The following is a 13799-nucleotide window of genomic DNA, read 5'->3' as shown; positions in this document are numbered from 1 at the left end:
ATCCACGTGGAAGAACGGTGGAAAAAAAGAGAATGGAGGGGAACGGTGGAAAAGCTCCCTCCCTTTTCCAGAGAAGGAGTGGAAAATAAATCTCTGTCCCACAAGGGCTTCGGGGAAATTTCCACAAAAATTCTCTCTACTACTAACGCTACTAAAAATAAATGATTAGTTTATGATTTGTCCGTGAAAAGTATGCCTGCGAAATACGAGAAAGGAACGAGATAGAGATGCTGAAATTTTCCTGCGAAAAAACGCTGCTCCAGCAGGCCGTCAGTACCGTGTCCCGGGCGGTGGCGGCCAAGAGCTCCATCCCCGCGCTGGAGGGTGTGCTGCTGGAGGGCGACACGCAGCTGACGCTGTCCGGCTACAATATGCAGACCGGTATCCGCACCGCCATCTCCGCCGAGATCCATCAGGAGGGCCGCATCGTGCTGAATGCCCGCCTGTTCGGCGAGATGATCCGCCGCCTGCCTGACGATATCGTGGTGTTCTCCGCCGACGAGAAATATGTGGTGAAGCTGGTGTGCGGCGATGCCAGCTTTGAGCTGCCCGGGCTGTCCGCAGACGACTATCCGGAGCTGCCCACGGTGGACGACGAGTTCTCCGTGTCCATCCAGCAGAATACCATGAAGGCCATGATCAACCAGACCAGCTTCGCCGTGTCCACCAACGAGGCACGTCCCATCCACACCGGTGCGCTGTTTGAGATCAGCGACACGGGGCTGACCATGGTGGCGGTGGACGGATTCCGTCTGGCTCTGCGGCGGGAGCCGCTGGAGCGCATCGACGGCGGCGCGTTCCGTTTTGTGGCGCCGGGTGCCGCCCTCAACGAGGTGGAGAAGATCTGCGCCGACACCGACGCGCTGCTGACGGTGGTGCAGGGTAAGCGGCACCTGATGTTCGAGGCAGAAAATACTCAGCTCATCTGCCGCCGTCTGGAGGGAGAGTTCCTGGACTACCGCAATGCTATCCCGAAGAACAATCCCATCTGCGTGGAGGTGGAGACCAAGGCGCTGCTGGAGAGTCTGGACCGCGTTTCCGTTGTCATCAGCGAGAAGCTGAAAAGTCCCGTGCGCTGCCTGTTCGATGCAGATCGGGTGTATCTCTCCGCCCGCACCGGCAACGGCGAGGCCAAGGACATCTGCCCCATCAGCGGCGACGGCCAGCAGCTGGAGATCGGCTTCAACAACCGCTATCTTATGGACGCGCTGCGCTATGCGCCGGCGGACAAGGTGAAGATGCAGCTGAATACCGGCATCTCCCCCTGCATCATCACGCCGGTGGACGGAGGGGACGAGTTCCTCTATATGGTACTGCCCGTAAGATTGAAGGCACAATAAAAGGGGATCTTTTTCGTCCCGCCTGCGGCCGGCGGACGCAGGCTATCGGCGGAACGCAAAATCTCTCCCTGTTCTATCACAGTGGATTCGAACGCGAGGAAAAAATATTATATGGAAAACATCGAGATCACAACGGAATATATCAAATTGCAGGACCTGCTGAAGTTCGCGGCGGCCGTGCAGACCGGCGGCGAGGCCAAGGTCGTCATCCAGGAGGGTGATGTCACGGTGAACGGCGAGGTGTGTACCATGCGAGGCAGGAAGCTCCGCCCCGGGGACGATGTGTGCTTTCAGGGAAAGCACTACACGGTGACGTATGCGGGTCGATAGGCTGACGCTGGACGGCTTCCGCAACTATCGGCGTCAGGCGCTGGAGCTGGATGAGAGCTGCAACGTCATCTACGGCGAGAACGCTCAGGGTAAGACCAACCTGCTGGAGGCGGTGGTATACCTGTCCTGCGGCAGAAGTCCCCGTGCCCACGGGGACAGGGAGCTCATCGGCTTCGAGCGGCAGGACGCCTCCGTCACGGGACATATTTATTCCCGTGAGCGGGAGTTCACCACGGAGATACAGCTTTTTCGGGAAAAACGGCGGAGGATGACGGTGAACGGCGTGCCTGCCAGGACCAACGCGGCGCTGTCCGACGTGCTGCACACTGTGTTCTTCTGCCCCGAGGATCTGTTCCTCATCCGGGCGGGAGCGGCGGAACGGCGGCGGTTCATGGATCAGTCCCTGTGCCAGCTGCGGCCACGCTACGCCGAGGCGCTGGCGGAGTACGGCAGGCTGTATGACCACAAGACCCGCATCCTGCGGGACAGCGAGGAGCACCCCCACTTGCTGGATATGCTGCCGGACTTCAACGAGCGGCTGTGCCGCGTGGGCGCGGTGCTCATCGGTTATCGGGCGCGGTACTGCGCGGCGCTGGCGGACTATGCCGGTCAGGCCCACGGAGAATGCTCCGGTGAAAAGGAGGAGCTGACGCTGACATATCAGACCGTCAGGACCGTGACAGACCCCTTTGGGCCGCAGATGGACATCTATCAGGCCCTGCGGCAGCACATGGAGGACCACGCGGCGGCGGAGCGGGCCAGCAGACTGTGTCTCTCCGGCCCCCATAAGGACGATCTGGAGGTACTCATCAACGGCCGCAGCGCCAGACAGTTTGCTTCCCAGGGACAGGTGCGGACAGCGGCGCTGAGTCTGAAGCTGGCGGAGCGGGAGATCCATAAGAACGCCGTGGGCGAATACCCCGTGATGCTGCTGGACGACGTGCTCAGCGAGCTGGACCCCAGGCGGCAGGAGTATGTGCTCAACCGGATACGGGGTGGGCAGGTGTTCATCACCTGCTGCGAGAACGACCGGCTGGATACCATGCTGCGGGGCCGCGTGTTCCATATCCGGAACGGGGAGGTGCTGTGATGGCGTACCTGCATATCGGACAGAACGTGATGCTGGAGGACAAGCGCATCATCGGCATCTTCGATCTGGACAACACGTCTACCTCTAAAATCACACGAGAGTTTCTGAATACGGCGGAGCAGGACAGCGTGGTGCAGACCGCCTGCGAGGACATCCCCAAGTCCTTCGTGGTGTGCGACCACCCCTACCACCGGCAGATCATCTATATATCCCAGCTGAATTCCCAGACGCTGCTCAAGCGCACTCAGGGGAAAGGAGAATAACATATGGCAGATATGGAAAAGACCGTCGCCGCCAACGAATACAACGCGGCGGAAATTCAGGTGCTGGAGGGACTGGAGGCCGTCCGCAAGCGGCCGGGCATGTATATCGGCTCCACCAGCGCCAGCGGCCTGCACCATCTGGTGTACGAGATCGTGGATAACTCCATCGACGAGGCGCTGGCTGGCTTCTGCACCGACATCACCGTCACCATCAACGAGGGCAACACCATCACCGTTACCGACAATGGCCGCGGCATCCCCGTGGACATCCAGGCCCAGACGGGGCGGCCCGCGCTGGAGGTGGTGTTCACTGTGCTGCACGCCGGCGGCAAGTTCGGCGGCGGAGGCTATAAGGTATCCGGCGGCCTCCACGGCGTGGGCGCCAGCGTGGTCAACGCCCTGTCGGAGTGGCTGACCGTGCAGGTACACAAGGACGGCAAGATCTACGAAATGCGGTTCTCCCGGGGACACATCACTCAGGAGATGCGGGTCGTGGGCGAGACGGATCACACCGGCACCACCGTCACCTTCAAGCCCGACCCCGAGATGTTCGACACGCTGGACTACGACTACGAGACGCTGCACACCCGCATGCGGGAGCAGGCGTTCCTGAACGCCGGCCTGCGCATCACCATCACCGATGCCCGGACGGGACAGGAGCAGTCCGAGACCATGTGCTACGAGGGCGGCATCCGCGAATTCGTCACCTATATCAACCGCAACAAGACCCCGCTGCACGAGGAGGTCATCTATCTCTCCGGCGCCAAGGGCGACAGCACCGCCGAGGTGGCCATGCAGTACAACGACGGCTACAACGAGACGCTGGTGTCCTTCGCCAACGACATCCACACGCCGGAGGGCGGCATGCACGAGACCGGCTTCAAGGCGGCTCTGACCCGCGTGCTCAACGCCTACGGCCTGAAGTACGGCCTTATCAAGGAGGGCGATAAGGTGTCCGGCGAGGACGTCCGCGAGGGCATCACCGCCGTGATCTCCGTGAAGCTGACAGAGGCCCAGTTCGAGGGTCAGACCAAGGCCAAGCTGGGCAACGCCCATATCCGCACACTGGTGGACGGTATCGTCAACGACCAGCTGGCGGTGTATCTGGAGGAGCACCCCGTGGTGGCCCGTACCATTCTGGATAAGGCCATGACCGCCAATCGTGCCCGTGAGGCGGCACGCAAGGCCCGGGAGTCCATCCGGCGCAAGACGGTGCTGGGCGGCGCGGCTATGCCGGATAAGCTCCGGGACTGCAACGAGAATAACCCCGAGCTGACAGAGCTGTACATCGTGGAGGGCGACTCCGCAGGCGGCTCCGCCACGTCGGGGCGGGACAGCCGGTTCCAGGCGATCCTTCCCCTGTGGGGCAAGATGCTGAACGTGGAGAAGGCCCGCGTGGACAAGGTGTACGGCAACGACAAGCTCCAGCCCGTTATCATCGCCCTGGGCGCCGGTATCGGCGAGGAGTTCGACGAGAACAAGCTGCGCTATCACAAGGTCATCATCATGGCCGATGCCGATGTGGACGGCGCCCATATCCGCACCCTGCTGCTGACGTTCTTCTTCCGGTATATGCGGCCCCTCATCGAGGAGGGCTACGTCTACTCTGCCGTGCCGCCGCTGTACAAGCTGACCCGCGGCAAGCAGCAGCGGGTGGCCTACTCCGATGAGGAGCGGGACGCCATCTCTGCCGAGATGCGGGGAGGCAACCCCAACGTGACCATCAACATCAGCCGGTTCAAGGGTCTGGGCGAGATGGATGCCCACGAGCTGTGGGAGACCACCATGGACCCCACCACCCGCACCCTGCGGCGCATCACGCTGGACGACGCCGTGAAGGCGGACGCCACGTTCACCGTCCTCATGGGCGAGAAGGTGGAGCCACGCAAGGAATTTATCGAGCGTAAAGCACAGTACGCTGTGAATCTGGACTATTAAGGAGGGCTGGAATCTATGAGCAAAAAGCCCCAATACGACCCTGCGGAGATCCGCTTCCCCGACCAGCACATTGTGGAGTCCCCGCTGGTCCCGGAGATGGAAAGATCCTATATCGAATATGCCATGTCTGTCATCGTGGGCCGCGCCCTGCCCGACGTGCGGGACGGTCTGAAGCCTGTACACCGGCGTATCCTCTACGCCATGTACGAGGACAACCTGACCTCTGACAAGCCCTTTAAGAAGTCCGCCACCTGCGTGGGCGACGTGCTGGGCCGGTATCACCCCCACGGTGACGCCTCCGTGTACGACGCGCTGGTGCGTCTGGCGCAGGACTTCTCCATGCGCTACACGCTGGTGGACGGCCACGGCAACTTCGGCTCCGTGGATGGCGACCCCCCTGCCGCCTACCGTTACACCGAGGCGCGGCTGAGCAAAATTTCCAATGAGATGCTGCGTGACATCGAGAAGGACACGGTGGACTGGGACCCCAACTTCGATGAGAGCCGCAAGGAGCCCCGCGTCCTGCCCTGCCGCTTCCCGAACCTGCTGGTCAACGGCTCCAGCGGCATCGCCGTGGGTATGGCCACCAATATCCCGCCCCACAACCTGCGGGAGGTCATCGGCGCGTGCATCTGCGTGCTGGATGACCCCAACGCCACCCTCAGCGATCTGATGGAGCACGTCAAGGGCCCCGACTTCCCCACGAAGGGTATCATCATGGGCCGCAGCGGCATTCGCGCCGCCTACGCCACCGGACGGGGCCGCCTGATGGTCCGCGCCCGTCACGAGTTCGAGGAGTTCGGAAACGGCCGCACCCGTATCATCTTCACGGAGCTGCCGTATCAGGTGAACAAGCGGATGCTCATCAAGGCCATCGCCGATCAGGTGGAGGACAAGCGCATCGAAGGCATCTCCGACATCCGCGACGAATCCGACCGGAACGGTATGCGCATGGTCATTGAGCTGAAGCGCGACGCCAATCCGCAGGTGGTGCTGAACCGCCTGTTCGCCCAGACCCAGCTCCAGACCACGTTTGCCATCAACATGCTGGCGCTGGTGGAGAACCAGCGGCAGCCGAAGATCCTCTCCCTGCGACACATCATCGACGAGTATCTGAAGTTCCAGGAGGAGATCATCGTCCGGCGGACACGGTACGACCTGAAAAAGGCGGAGGAGCGCGCCCACCTGCTGGAGGGTCTGCTCATCGCACAGGACAACATCGACGAGGTCATCCATATCATCCGCAGCAGCTACGACAACGCCAAGGAGAATCTGATGACCCGCTTCGGGCTGGACGACGTGCAGGCGCAGGCCATTCTGGATATGCGCCTCAAGGCCTTGCAGGGTCTGGACCGCGAGAAGCTGCAGACGGAGTACAAGGAGCTGGAGGAGAAGATCGCCTACTTCCTGCGTATCCTCAACGACGAGAATCTGGTGAAGTCCATCCTCAAGGAGGAACTCACCGCCATTGCCGACAAGTACGGTGACGACCGCAAGACCGAGATCCAGGACGTGGAGGACGAGCTGGACATCGAGGATCTCATTGAGGAGGAGCAGTGCGTCTTTACCCTGACGGAGAACGGCTACATCAAGCGCACACCGGTATCCGAGTACGCCGCCCAGAGCAAGGGCGGCATGGGTAAGAAGGGCATTACCACCCGTGAGGAGGACACCGTGGTGGATGTGTTTACCGCGTCTACCCACGACTATATCCTGTTCTTTACCGACACCGGCAAGGTCTACCGCAAGAAGGGCTATCAGATCCCGGAGAGCGGCAAGACCGCCAAGGGTACCAATATCGTCAACATCCTGCAGGTGGAGACGGGCGAGCGGGTACAGGCCATGCTGCACTTCCGTGAGCAGTCGGAGGACGAGCTGTACCTGTTCATGACCACGCGGAACGGCACCGTGAAGCGTCTGGAGGTCAGCGCCCTGAAGAACCTGCGGAATAACGGCATCCGCGCCCTGACGCTGGATGAGGGCGATGAGCTCATCTCCGTAGTGGAGACCCGCGGCCACGACCGGATGCTCATTGCCACCCACGACGGACAGGCGGTGTGCTTCGACGAGACGGACGTGCGCGCCATGGGCCGCATCGCTGTGGGCGTCCGCGGTATCCGCCTGCGGGACGGCGACTACGTGGTGGGCGCTGCCCGTGCCGACGCGGACAAGACGGTCCTGTCCATCACGGAGCGGGGCTTCGGCAAGCGCACGCCGGTGGAGGAGTACCGCATCACGAACCGCGGCGGTCTGGGTATCCGCAACTACATGGTCACGGAAAAGACCGGGCCTATCGTGGGCATCAAGGTGGTGGACGGCACCGAGGATCTGCTGCTGGTGACGGCGGCGGGCATCCTGATCCGCACGCCGGTGGAGAACATCCGCGTGGCGGGCCGCGCCACGCAGGGCGTTATCGTCATGCGCTTCAAGGAGGAGGGCGACCGCGTCATCTCCATGGCGCTGGCTGACCACGAGGAGAAGGCTGACGCGCCGGAGGAGACGGTATGAGCAGCGCGCCGCGGGAAGCCATGGTGCCCCTGACCCGCTGGCAGTACTTTACCAAGACGCTGTACCACAACGCGGCAGCCAAGACACGGTTCGTGTACAACAAGGTGGTGTATGAGAAGGACGAGACCCTCCAGAAGATCGAGGAGGGCAACGGACGCATCAACATGGGCCTGCTGCTGGTGCTGCTGGCCATGTTTCTGACCGCCAGTACCGTGCAGAATATCTACATTATCGTGGCGGGGATGGTGGTTATCGCCGCCGGTGAACTGGTGCGGCTGCTGCGCCTGCCCAAGGACATTACGGCTCATCTCACCGACACGGGCCTGCGGGAGCGCTGACTATGGCGGACATCACACCGATCGCACACATCGAGACGCCCTTTGCCGAGAAGTTCGGCGTGCCGCGGCAGAGCGGCGTGGCCGACTGCTCCGGACGCATTGTGTTTGCGCCGGCGTACCGCGACCCGGCAGCGCTGCGGGGGCTGGAGGAATTCTCCCATATCTGGCTGATCTGGCAGTTTGACCGCGCCCTGCGGCAGGGATGGTCCCCTACTGTCCGGCCGCCGCGGCTGGGAGGCAACGCCCGCATGGGCGTGTTCGCCACCCGCTCCCCCTTCCGGCCCAACGGGCTGGGACTGTCCTCCGTGGTGCTGGAGCGCATCCAGTGGGACACGCCGGAGGGACCGGTGCTCCATGTGCGGGGGGCCGATCTGGTCAGCGGGACGCCGATCTTCGACATCAAGCCCTATCTGGCATATACCGACAGCCATCCGGAGGCCGCAGGCGGCTTCACGGCGGGGCTGGCCGGTGAGAAGCTGCGGGTGGCGTGCCCAGAGCCGCTGCTGGCGGCGGTGCCGCCGGAGCAGCGGCAGGGGCTGCTGTCCGTGCTGGCCAACGACCCGCGGCCGCGGTATCAGGACGATCCCCAGCGGGTCTACGGTATGGCCTACGGTGGGCGCAACGTCCGCTTCCGCGTGGAGGGCGATGTGCTGACCGTTCTGGGCGTGGAAGAACGCCTATGAAATCGGAGAAACGGCGAGGAGCAGCCATATGAAAACAGTAACTATCTACACCGACGGCAAAGCTGGCTTCGCCGCTTTGAAAAATGTCCCCACTCGCTCGCCGCTGGCGCGGCAACCGCTCGGGGATGACAAGCAAGCGCCGTCGGATAGATGGGACAGGAGAATAGCAGGACGGCGAGGAGCAGCCATATGAAAACTGTAACTATCTACACCGACGGCAAAGCTGGCTTCGCCGCTTTGAAAAATGTCCCCACTCGCTCGCCGCTGGCGCGGCAACCGCTCGGGGATGACAGGCAAGCGCCGTCGGACAAAGCAGGCAAAAGCATGGCGCGGCAGCGAGGAACGATATCTAAATGAAAACTGTAACTATCTACACCGACGGCGCTTGCAGCGGCAATCCCGGGCCCGGGGGCTGGGGAGCCATCCTCCGGTACAAGGACACGGAGAAGGAGCTGTCCGGCGGCGCGGCGGATACCACCAACAACCGCATGGAGCTCACCGCCGTCATCGAGGCGCTGGATATCCTGAAGGAGCCCTGCGTGGTGGAGCTGTATTCCGACTCCAAGTACGTCATCGACGGCCTGTCCAAGGGTTGGGCAAAGGGCTGGCAGAAGCGGGGCTGGATCAAGTCCGACAAGAAGCCTGCGCTGAACCCCGACCTGTGGGAGCGGCTGCTGGCCCTGACGGACCGCCACGAGATGCGCTATCACTGGGTCAAGGGCCACGCGGAGAACGAGAAAAACAACCGCTGCGACCAGATGGCCGTGGCGGAGAGCAAAAAATTCGCGTAAAATCGGGGGAATTCACAAAAAGTTCACGGGTGATTCATGATTCAGCCAATTTTGGCGGGTAATATAGCATCATCCAAAGGAACTTCCCTTCCTTATGTGATTTTCTCTCTCTCCTAACACACAAAACACACAGGAAAAGCCCCGCCGTTCGGCGGGGCTTTTCCTGTGTTGGTTTCCTCACGTTTTTTATTTATAGTAGTCCGTTTCTTCCTCCAGCGCCATGGGGAGCCCATTGTGATACACGGGGATGGTCTGGAACTTGAAGCGGCTGACGCGGTGCCTGTCGTCGATCTGCTCCTTGATGGCGGGATCCACCGTTCCGCGGCGGACGTACTCGTTCACCGCGTGATAGGTGAAGCCCAGATTGTCCTCATCGGTGAGACCGGTAAGACCGTCGGAGGGCGGCTTGATGAGGAACTTCTCCGGCAGACCCAGCTGGCGGCCCAGCGCAATGACCTCCTCGGTGGTGTACATGCCCAGCGGCGAGAAGGCGCCGGCGCTGTCGCCATAGATGGTGCAGTACCCCACCCAGTCCTCCGACAGGTTGCTGGTGTTGATGACCACGCCGGCGTCCAGCGACTGGGCTACGGCATACAGCGTAGACATGCGGATGCGGCTGGGCAGGTTCACGACGGTCTGGCGGCTGGGCGTCAGGCCCGCCCGCTCCATCTCCGTCAGCACGCCCTGCACCGCATCGTGGATATTGATGGTGCAGTGGGGGATCTGCAGGTGCTCTACCAGCGCCTGGGAGTAGTCGATGTCCGGCTGGACGCCGTTGGGCATCAGGACACCGTACACATGATCGCGGCCATAGGCGGCGGCGGCCAGCGCCGCCACGGTGGAGCTGTCCTTGCCGCCGGAGATGCCGATGACGGCGGTGCGGCCGTGGCAGGCTTCCATCTGGGTGTGCATCCACTCCAGAAGGCCGACCAATTGCAGTTGGGGGTTAAATTCCATAAGAGGGTCCTCCCTTCCCTTTTTTTCTGGTGCTATTGTAGCGCGGAAGAGAGGCATTTGCAAGAGTTATCCCAGCAGACCGGTGACATCCTCCAGCGTCAGGCCCCGTTGAAGGGCCAGGGTGATGCCGTAGCCCACTATGCGGCCCAGCTCCGTCACCCGCTGGTCGATGTCCTGGGGCGTCACGAACAGATCTGCGCCGCGGCCGGACAGGTCCTGCTGCGGTCGGCCTGCCTCCTCCAGCAGGTCGGCGCACAGGGTGGCCCCGTCGATGACCGTGGGCACGCCTACGGCGATCACCGGCACGCCCAGAGCGGCACGGTCCACGGCGCGGCGGTGGTTGCCCACACCGGAGCCGGGGATCAGGCCAGTGTCGCTGAGCTGCACCGTGGCGCATAGCCGCTGGCGGCTGCGGGCGGCCAGGGCGTCGATGGCGATGACGGCGGCGGGCCGGATGTGGGCCGCCGCACCCTGTATCAGCTCCAGCGTCTCCAGCCCCGTGCGGGCCAGTACGCCGGTGCACAGGGCAGAGACAGGGGTGAAGCCCTGGAACTGGCGGGGCAGTGCGCGGACCATGTGCCGTGTCACCAGCAGGTTCTCCACGGCGATGGGACCAATGGCGTCGGGGGTCATGGCACGGTTGCCCAGCCCCACTACCAGGACCTGAGAACGGCGCCCCACGTGGGGCAGCAGGGCGCGCAGCTGATAGGCGATACACCAGACGGCGCGGTGAAAAAACGCCTGCTGCCGCTGGAAGCAGGGGGTCAGGTCTACGGTGATATAGCGGCCTGCGGGCTTGCCCAGAGTCCGGGCGCCTTCGCCGGTGACGCGGATGTCGGTGACGGGATAGCCCTCCTGAAGGCTTTCCAGCCGCTGGATACCCTCCGGCAGAGAAAATTTTTTGGCGCGGGCGGCCAGATCGTCGGCAGCCTCCAGCGCCAGATCGGTACGTGGTACGGTCATTTTTGTGGCGGACGCTCCTTTCTGAACACAAAATGTTGTGGCTTACAGGTAGCATGGCCGCCTGAAATGGATTTATGCGAAAACCTGAGCCAAAATTGTAAAAAAGTCTTGCATTTTCGGACCAATGATGCTAAAATATCATCCTGCGTGGAAGTCTTATTTTTCACGCAAAAAAATCTGATGTCGGGGAGGTGTTTGGTTTGCCGAATATCAAGTCTGCTAAGAAGCGTGTTCTGGTGGCAGAGGCGAGAAATGCTCGCAACAAAGCCAATAAGTCCGCACTGAAGACTGCTATCAAGAAGTTCGAGGCTGCTGCCGTTGAAGGCAATCGCACCGAGGCCGAGGGCACTTACAAAGTCGCAGTCAAGGCGATCGATAAGGCTGCTGCCAAGGGTCTGCTGCACAAGAACAACGCGGCCCACAAGAAGAGCGCGCTGACGCTGAAGCTCAACAAGATCGGTTGATGCACCAAACTCAACGGGTATCCGAAAGGATGCCCGTTTTGCTTTGTCCGGAGGGTCTTGCCCCCTGCCGGAAGCTCGCAACAACACAAAAAGACTCCCGCAGCGTAGCTGCGGGAGTCTTTTATGTTTTGATCACCGTTTCTTCTTTTTTCCCATGATGACCAGCACCACCAGAAGCACCACAGCGATGACCACCATGGCGATCCACAGGCCCATGTTGCTGGTATCACCGGTCAGGGGGCTGGCGTAGGCAACGGACAGGCTCATCATCATGCAGCACAGCAGCGCCAGCAGGCAGGACAGCTTTTTCATCATCTCACCTCATTCCAAGTAGCCGTATCTGCGCCCATTATAGCATATTTTCTTCTTTTTGCAAGGGGCATCACAGATAGTTCAGCGGATTGAGGAACGTACCGTTCAGCTGGATGCGGAAGTCGCAGTGGTTGCCGCTGGACACGCCGGTGGAGCCCATGCGGGCGACCTGCTGGCCCTTGTGGACATGCTCGCCCACGGACACCAGCAGCGAGCTGTTGTGGCCGTAATAGGTGACATAGCCGTTGCCGTGGTCGATCTTCACCAGATAGCCGTAGCCGCCCATCCAGCCGGCGTAGATGACGGTGCCGCCGTCGGAGGCGTAGATCGGCGTGCCGTAGCTGTTGGCGATGTCGATGGCCTCGTGATAGGTGCTGGCGCCGCGGATACCGGTGTTGCGCGCGCCGAAGTAGGAGGTGATGACGCCGCTGCAGGGCCAGCCGAAGCTGCCGGTGGGGAACCAGGAGGGACGCTCCTTGGTGCCGCGGATCTGATACTCCGTCACGGGCTGGGACAGCGTGGCGCTGGCCACGATCTGGCGCTCCGTCTCGGTGCCGTTGATATAGGTGACGTTGGCGGTGATGTCGGCCTTGCCGTACACGCCCGGGGATGTGACCTTATACTCGCCCTGATACATGGAGGCATCGTCGGTGTACTCCACGGGGTAGGGCACGTCCTGAACGTAGCGCTGCCGCTCCACGTTCACCACAGTCAGATAGGGTACGGCGTTGCTGATGGTCAGCACATCGCCCACCCGCAGGATCTTGGGATCGTAGCCGGGGTTCAGCTTCATCAGGGCGTCCACCGACAGGCCGTATTCATCGGCGATGCTGTAATAGCTGTCGCCCTTCTTGACGGTGCAGGTGACCTCGCCCTCCTTGGTCTCGTTGAGGATCTCGGCGATGTAGCCCAGGTTCATGACGTAGGAGGAATCCACATACTCCTGCCGTATCTCCACGTCCTCCACGAAGTAGGCGTCCACCGTGTCCTCCGTCTGGTAGCCCAGCTTCAGCTGGTTCAGAATGTCATCCAGCGCGCCGGGGAACGTGGTGGCCACCACCTTTTCCCCGTCCACATACAGGACGTAGGCGTATTCCACCAGCCCCAGCTGGTCAGTGAGCTCGCTGCTGAATTCCTCCTCGCCGATCACGTCCTTGCGGAGGTAGACACCCGTCTCCGTGGTAAGCAGGGACTGGTCCACCGTGTAGCTGCTGTCATGCAGCGTCTCGCGGGTGATGCTCTCCACCTCCGACACCGCCAGCTCCACGGCGTGCTGGGAGGACACGACGCCCAGATCTGTGCCGTCGTAGACGGCGTGGGCGCCCACGGTATAGAGGGACAGCACCGTGGCGGCGGCGGCCAGCCCCATGGCGCTGGCCAGAAAGGCCACCGGATGCAGCTTCAGCTTCTCAAAGTAGCTGCGGCGGCGGTCGCTGGCGCGGATCAGCTTTTTGCGGGCGTTGCGGGCCCGCTCGCGGAGACTGGCTCCCAGGCGGGACAGGCTGTTCCAGAAGAACAGGAACAGCTGGGCCGCGCCGTGCTCCGACTCGGGAAAGCTGCTGTGGCGGTTCTCGTCCACCAGATGGTGGGCGCTGCCCCCCACCTGACGGAACCAGGCGGCGATGTGCCGCAAGCCTGCCTGCAGGTTCAGGGTGAACAGGTCGGGATGCTCGTCGCGGTACTGCCGCCAGCTTTTCAGATTGTCCATCCATAGCTGCCACAGAGCGGACAGCGTCATGTGTTCCCTGTTGGGATCGTGGACGGTATTTTCCTGTTTATTCTCTTGTTCCAATTGCTGTTTCATGGGGTATCACCTAAAGGT

Annotated in this window: 15 protein-coding genes; 11 read left to right on the top strand and 4 right to left on the bottom strand. The window is 61.9% G+C overall.

Annotation, left to right across the window (positions count from 1 at the left end):
- Positions 1-227 precede the first annotated feature (227 nt).
- From dnaN to rnhA, 10 genes are all read left to right on the top strand, one after another.
- On the top strand, positions 228-1340 hold the full coding sequence (gene dnaN, locus ACZM22_RS00545) for a DNA polymerase III subunit beta (RefSeq protein WP_484423798.1): 1113 nt from the start codon (positions 228-230) through the stop codon (positions 1338-1340).
- Positions 1341-1451: 111 nt separating this feature from the next.
- Positions 1452-1670 carry an RNA-binding S4 domain-containing protein gene (locus ACZM22_RS00540; protein WP_484436838.1) on the top strand — a complete coding sequence of 73 codons (219 nt, stop codon included), beginning with the start codon at positions 1452-1454 and terminating at the stop codon, positions 1668-1670.
- Positions 1657-2760, top strand: a complete 1104-nt coding sequence (gene recF, locus ACZM22_RS00535; RefSeq protein WP_483267287.1) for a DNA replication/repair protein RecF — start codon at positions 1657-1659, stop codon at positions 2758-2760. The genes ACZM22_RS00540 and recF overlap by 14 nt, the downstream gene beginning before the upstream one ends.
- Positions 2760-3023, top strand: coding sequence for an extracellular matrix regulator RemB (gene remB, locus ACZM22_RS00530; protein WP_483267286.1), 264 nt, complete (start codon positions 2760-2762; stop codon positions 3021-3023). The genes recF and remB overlap by 1 nt, the downstream gene beginning before the upstream one ends.
- Positions 3024-3026: 3 nt before the next feature.
- Positions 3027-4961, top strand: coding sequence for a DNA topoisomerase (ATP-hydrolyzing) subunit B (gyrB, locus tag ACZM22_RS00525; protein WP_489542758.1), 1935 nt, complete (start codon positions 3027-3029; stop codon positions 4959-4961).
- Between the two features lie 15 nt (positions 4962-4976).
- A complete protein-coding gene (gene gyrA, locus ACZM22_RS00520) occupies positions 4977-7469 on the top strand; it encodes a DNA gyrase subunit A (RefSeq protein WP_489542757.1) in 2493 nt (830 codons plus the stop codon).
- Positions 7466-7807: a hypothetical protein gene (locus tag ACZM22_RS00515; RefSeq protein WP_489542756.1), complete on the top strand. Its 342-nt coding sequence runs from the start codon at positions 7466-7468 to the stop codon at positions 7805-7807. Before gyrA ends, ACZM22_RS00515 begins: the two co-directional genes overlap by 4 nt.
- A 2-nt stretch (positions 7808-7809) precedes the next feature.
- Entirely contained in the window at positions 7810-8490 is a 681-nt protein-coding gene (gene tsaA, locus ACZM22_RS00510; RefSeq protein WP_489542755.1) for a tRNA (N6-threonylcarbamoyladenosine(37)-N6)-methyltransferase TrmO, read from the top strand.
- Positions 8491-8679: 189 nt separating this feature from the next.
- Positions 8680-8847 carry a hypothetical protein gene (locus ACZM22_RS00505; RefSeq protein ID WP_489542754.1) on the top strand — a complete coding sequence of 56 codons (168 nt, stop codon included), beginning with the start codon at positions 8680-8682 and terminating at the stop codon, positions 8845-8847.
- Positions 8844-9281 carry a ribonuclease HI gene (gene rnhA / locus ACZM22_RS00500; RefSeq protein WP_489542753.1) on the top strand — a complete coding sequence of 146 codons (438 nt, stop codon included), beginning with the start codon at positions 8844-8846 and terminating at the stop codon, positions 9279-9281. Before ACZM22_RS00505 ends, rnhA begins: the two co-directional genes overlap by 4 nt.
- 186 nt (positions 9282-9467) lie before the next feature.
- Here the strand turns inward: rnhA and nadE are convergent, their stop codons facing one another.
- Positions 9468-10238 carry an NAD(+) synthase gene (nadE, locus tag ACZM22_RS00495; RefSeq protein ID WP_483267280.1) on the bottom strand — a complete coding sequence of 257 codons (771 nt, stop codon included), beginning with the start codon at positions 10236-10238 and terminating at the stop codon, positions 9468-9470.
- A gap of 66 nt (positions 10239-10304) precedes the next feature.
- Entirely contained in the window at positions 10305-11201 is an 897-nt protein-coding gene (gene gpr, locus ACZM22_RS00490; RefSeq protein WP_489542752.1) for a GPR endopeptidase, read from the bottom strand.
- Between the two features lie 200 nt (positions 11202-11401).
- On the opposite strand from gpr, the gene rpsT reads away from it, so the two are divergent.
- A complete protein-coding gene (gene rpsT / locus ACZM22_RS00485; protein WP_483267278.1) occupies positions 11402-11665 on the top strand; it encodes a 30S ribosomal protein S20 in 264 nt (87 codons plus the stop codon).
- A 132-nt stretch (positions 11666-11797) separates the two neighbouring features.
- On the opposite strand, the gene ACZM22_RS00480 is transcribed toward rpsT, so the two are convergent.
- Positions 11798-11977 carry a hypothetical protein gene (locus ACZM22_RS00480; RefSeq protein ID WP_483267277.1) on the bottom strand — a complete coding sequence of 60 codons (180 nt, stop codon included), beginning with the start codon at positions 11975-11977 and terminating at the stop codon, positions 11798-11800.
- Between the two features lie 70 nt (positions 11978-12047).
- Positions 12048-13781, bottom strand: coding sequence for a peptidoglycan DD-metalloendopeptidase family protein (locus ACZM22_RS00475; protein WP_484438692.1), 1734 nt, complete (start codon positions 13779-13781; stop codon positions 12048-12050).
- Between the last annotated feature and the right edge of the window lie 18 nt (positions 13782-13799).

This window comes from Vescimonas sp., assembly GCF_057856985.1.
Note: the sequence above shows the minus strand (reverse complement) of the source record. Positions and strands in the feature narration are given on the sequence as shown.

What these genes read in the sequence shown, in the direction of transcription:
- remB (WP_483267286.1), top strand. Translation starts at nt 2,760, where the DNA reads ATGGCGTACCTGCATATCGGACAGAACGTGATGCTGGAGGACAAGCGC.
- ACZM22_RS00475 (WP_484438692.1), bottom strand. Translation starts at nt 13,781, where the DNA reads ATGAAACAGCAATTGGAACAAGAGAATAAACAGGAAAATACCGTCCAC.
- gyrA (WP_489542757.1), top strand. Translation starts at nt 4,977, where the DNA reads ATGAGCAAAAAGCCCCAATACGACCCTGCGGAGATCCGCTTCCCCGAC.
- rnhA (WP_489542753.1), top strand. Translation starts at nt 8,844, where the DNA reads ATGAAAACTGTAACTATCTACACCGACGGCGCTTGCAGCGGCAATCCC.
- gyrB (WP_489542758.1), top strand. Translation starts at nt 3,027, where the DNA reads ATGGCAGATATGGAAAAGACCGTCGCCGCCAACGAATACAACGCGGCG.
- ACZM22_RS00505 (WP_489542754.1), top strand. Translation starts at nt 8,680, where the DNA reads ATGAAAACTGTAACTATCTACACCGACGGCAAAGCTGGCTTCGCCGCT.
- ACZM22_RS00540 (WP_484436838.1), top strand. Translation starts at nt 1,452, where the DNA reads ATGGAAAACATCGAGATCACAACGGAATATATCAAATTGCAGGACCTG.
- recF (WP_483267287.1), top strand. Translation starts at nt 1,657, where the DNA reads ATGCGGGTCGATAGGCTGACGCTGGACGGCTTCCGCAACTATCGGCGT.
- ACZM22_RS00515 (WP_489542756.1), top strand. Translation starts at nt 7,466, where the DNA reads ATGAGCAGCGCGCCGCGGGAAGCCATGGTGCCCCTGACCCGCTGGCAG.
- gpr (WP_489542752.1), bottom strand. Translation starts at nt 11,201, where the DNA reads ATGACCGTACCACGTACCGATCTGGCGCTGGAGGCTGCCGACGATCTG.
- dnaN (WP_484423798.1), top strand. Translation starts at nt 228, where the DNA reads ATGCTGAAATTTTCCTGCGAAAAAACGCTGCTCCAGCAGGCCGTCAGT.
- nadE (WP_483267280.1), bottom strand. Translation starts at nt 10,238, where the DNA reads ATGGAATTTAACCCCCAACTGCAATTGGTCGGCCTTCTGGAGTGGATG.
- tsaA (WP_489542755.1), top strand. Translation starts at nt 7,810, where the DNA reads ATGGCGGACATCACACCGATCGCACACATCGAGACGCCCTTTGCCGAG.
- ACZM22_RS00480 (WP_483267277.1), bottom strand. Translation starts at nt 11,977, where the DNA reads ATGAAAAAGCTGTCCTGCCTGCTGGCGCTGCTGTGCTGCATGATGATG.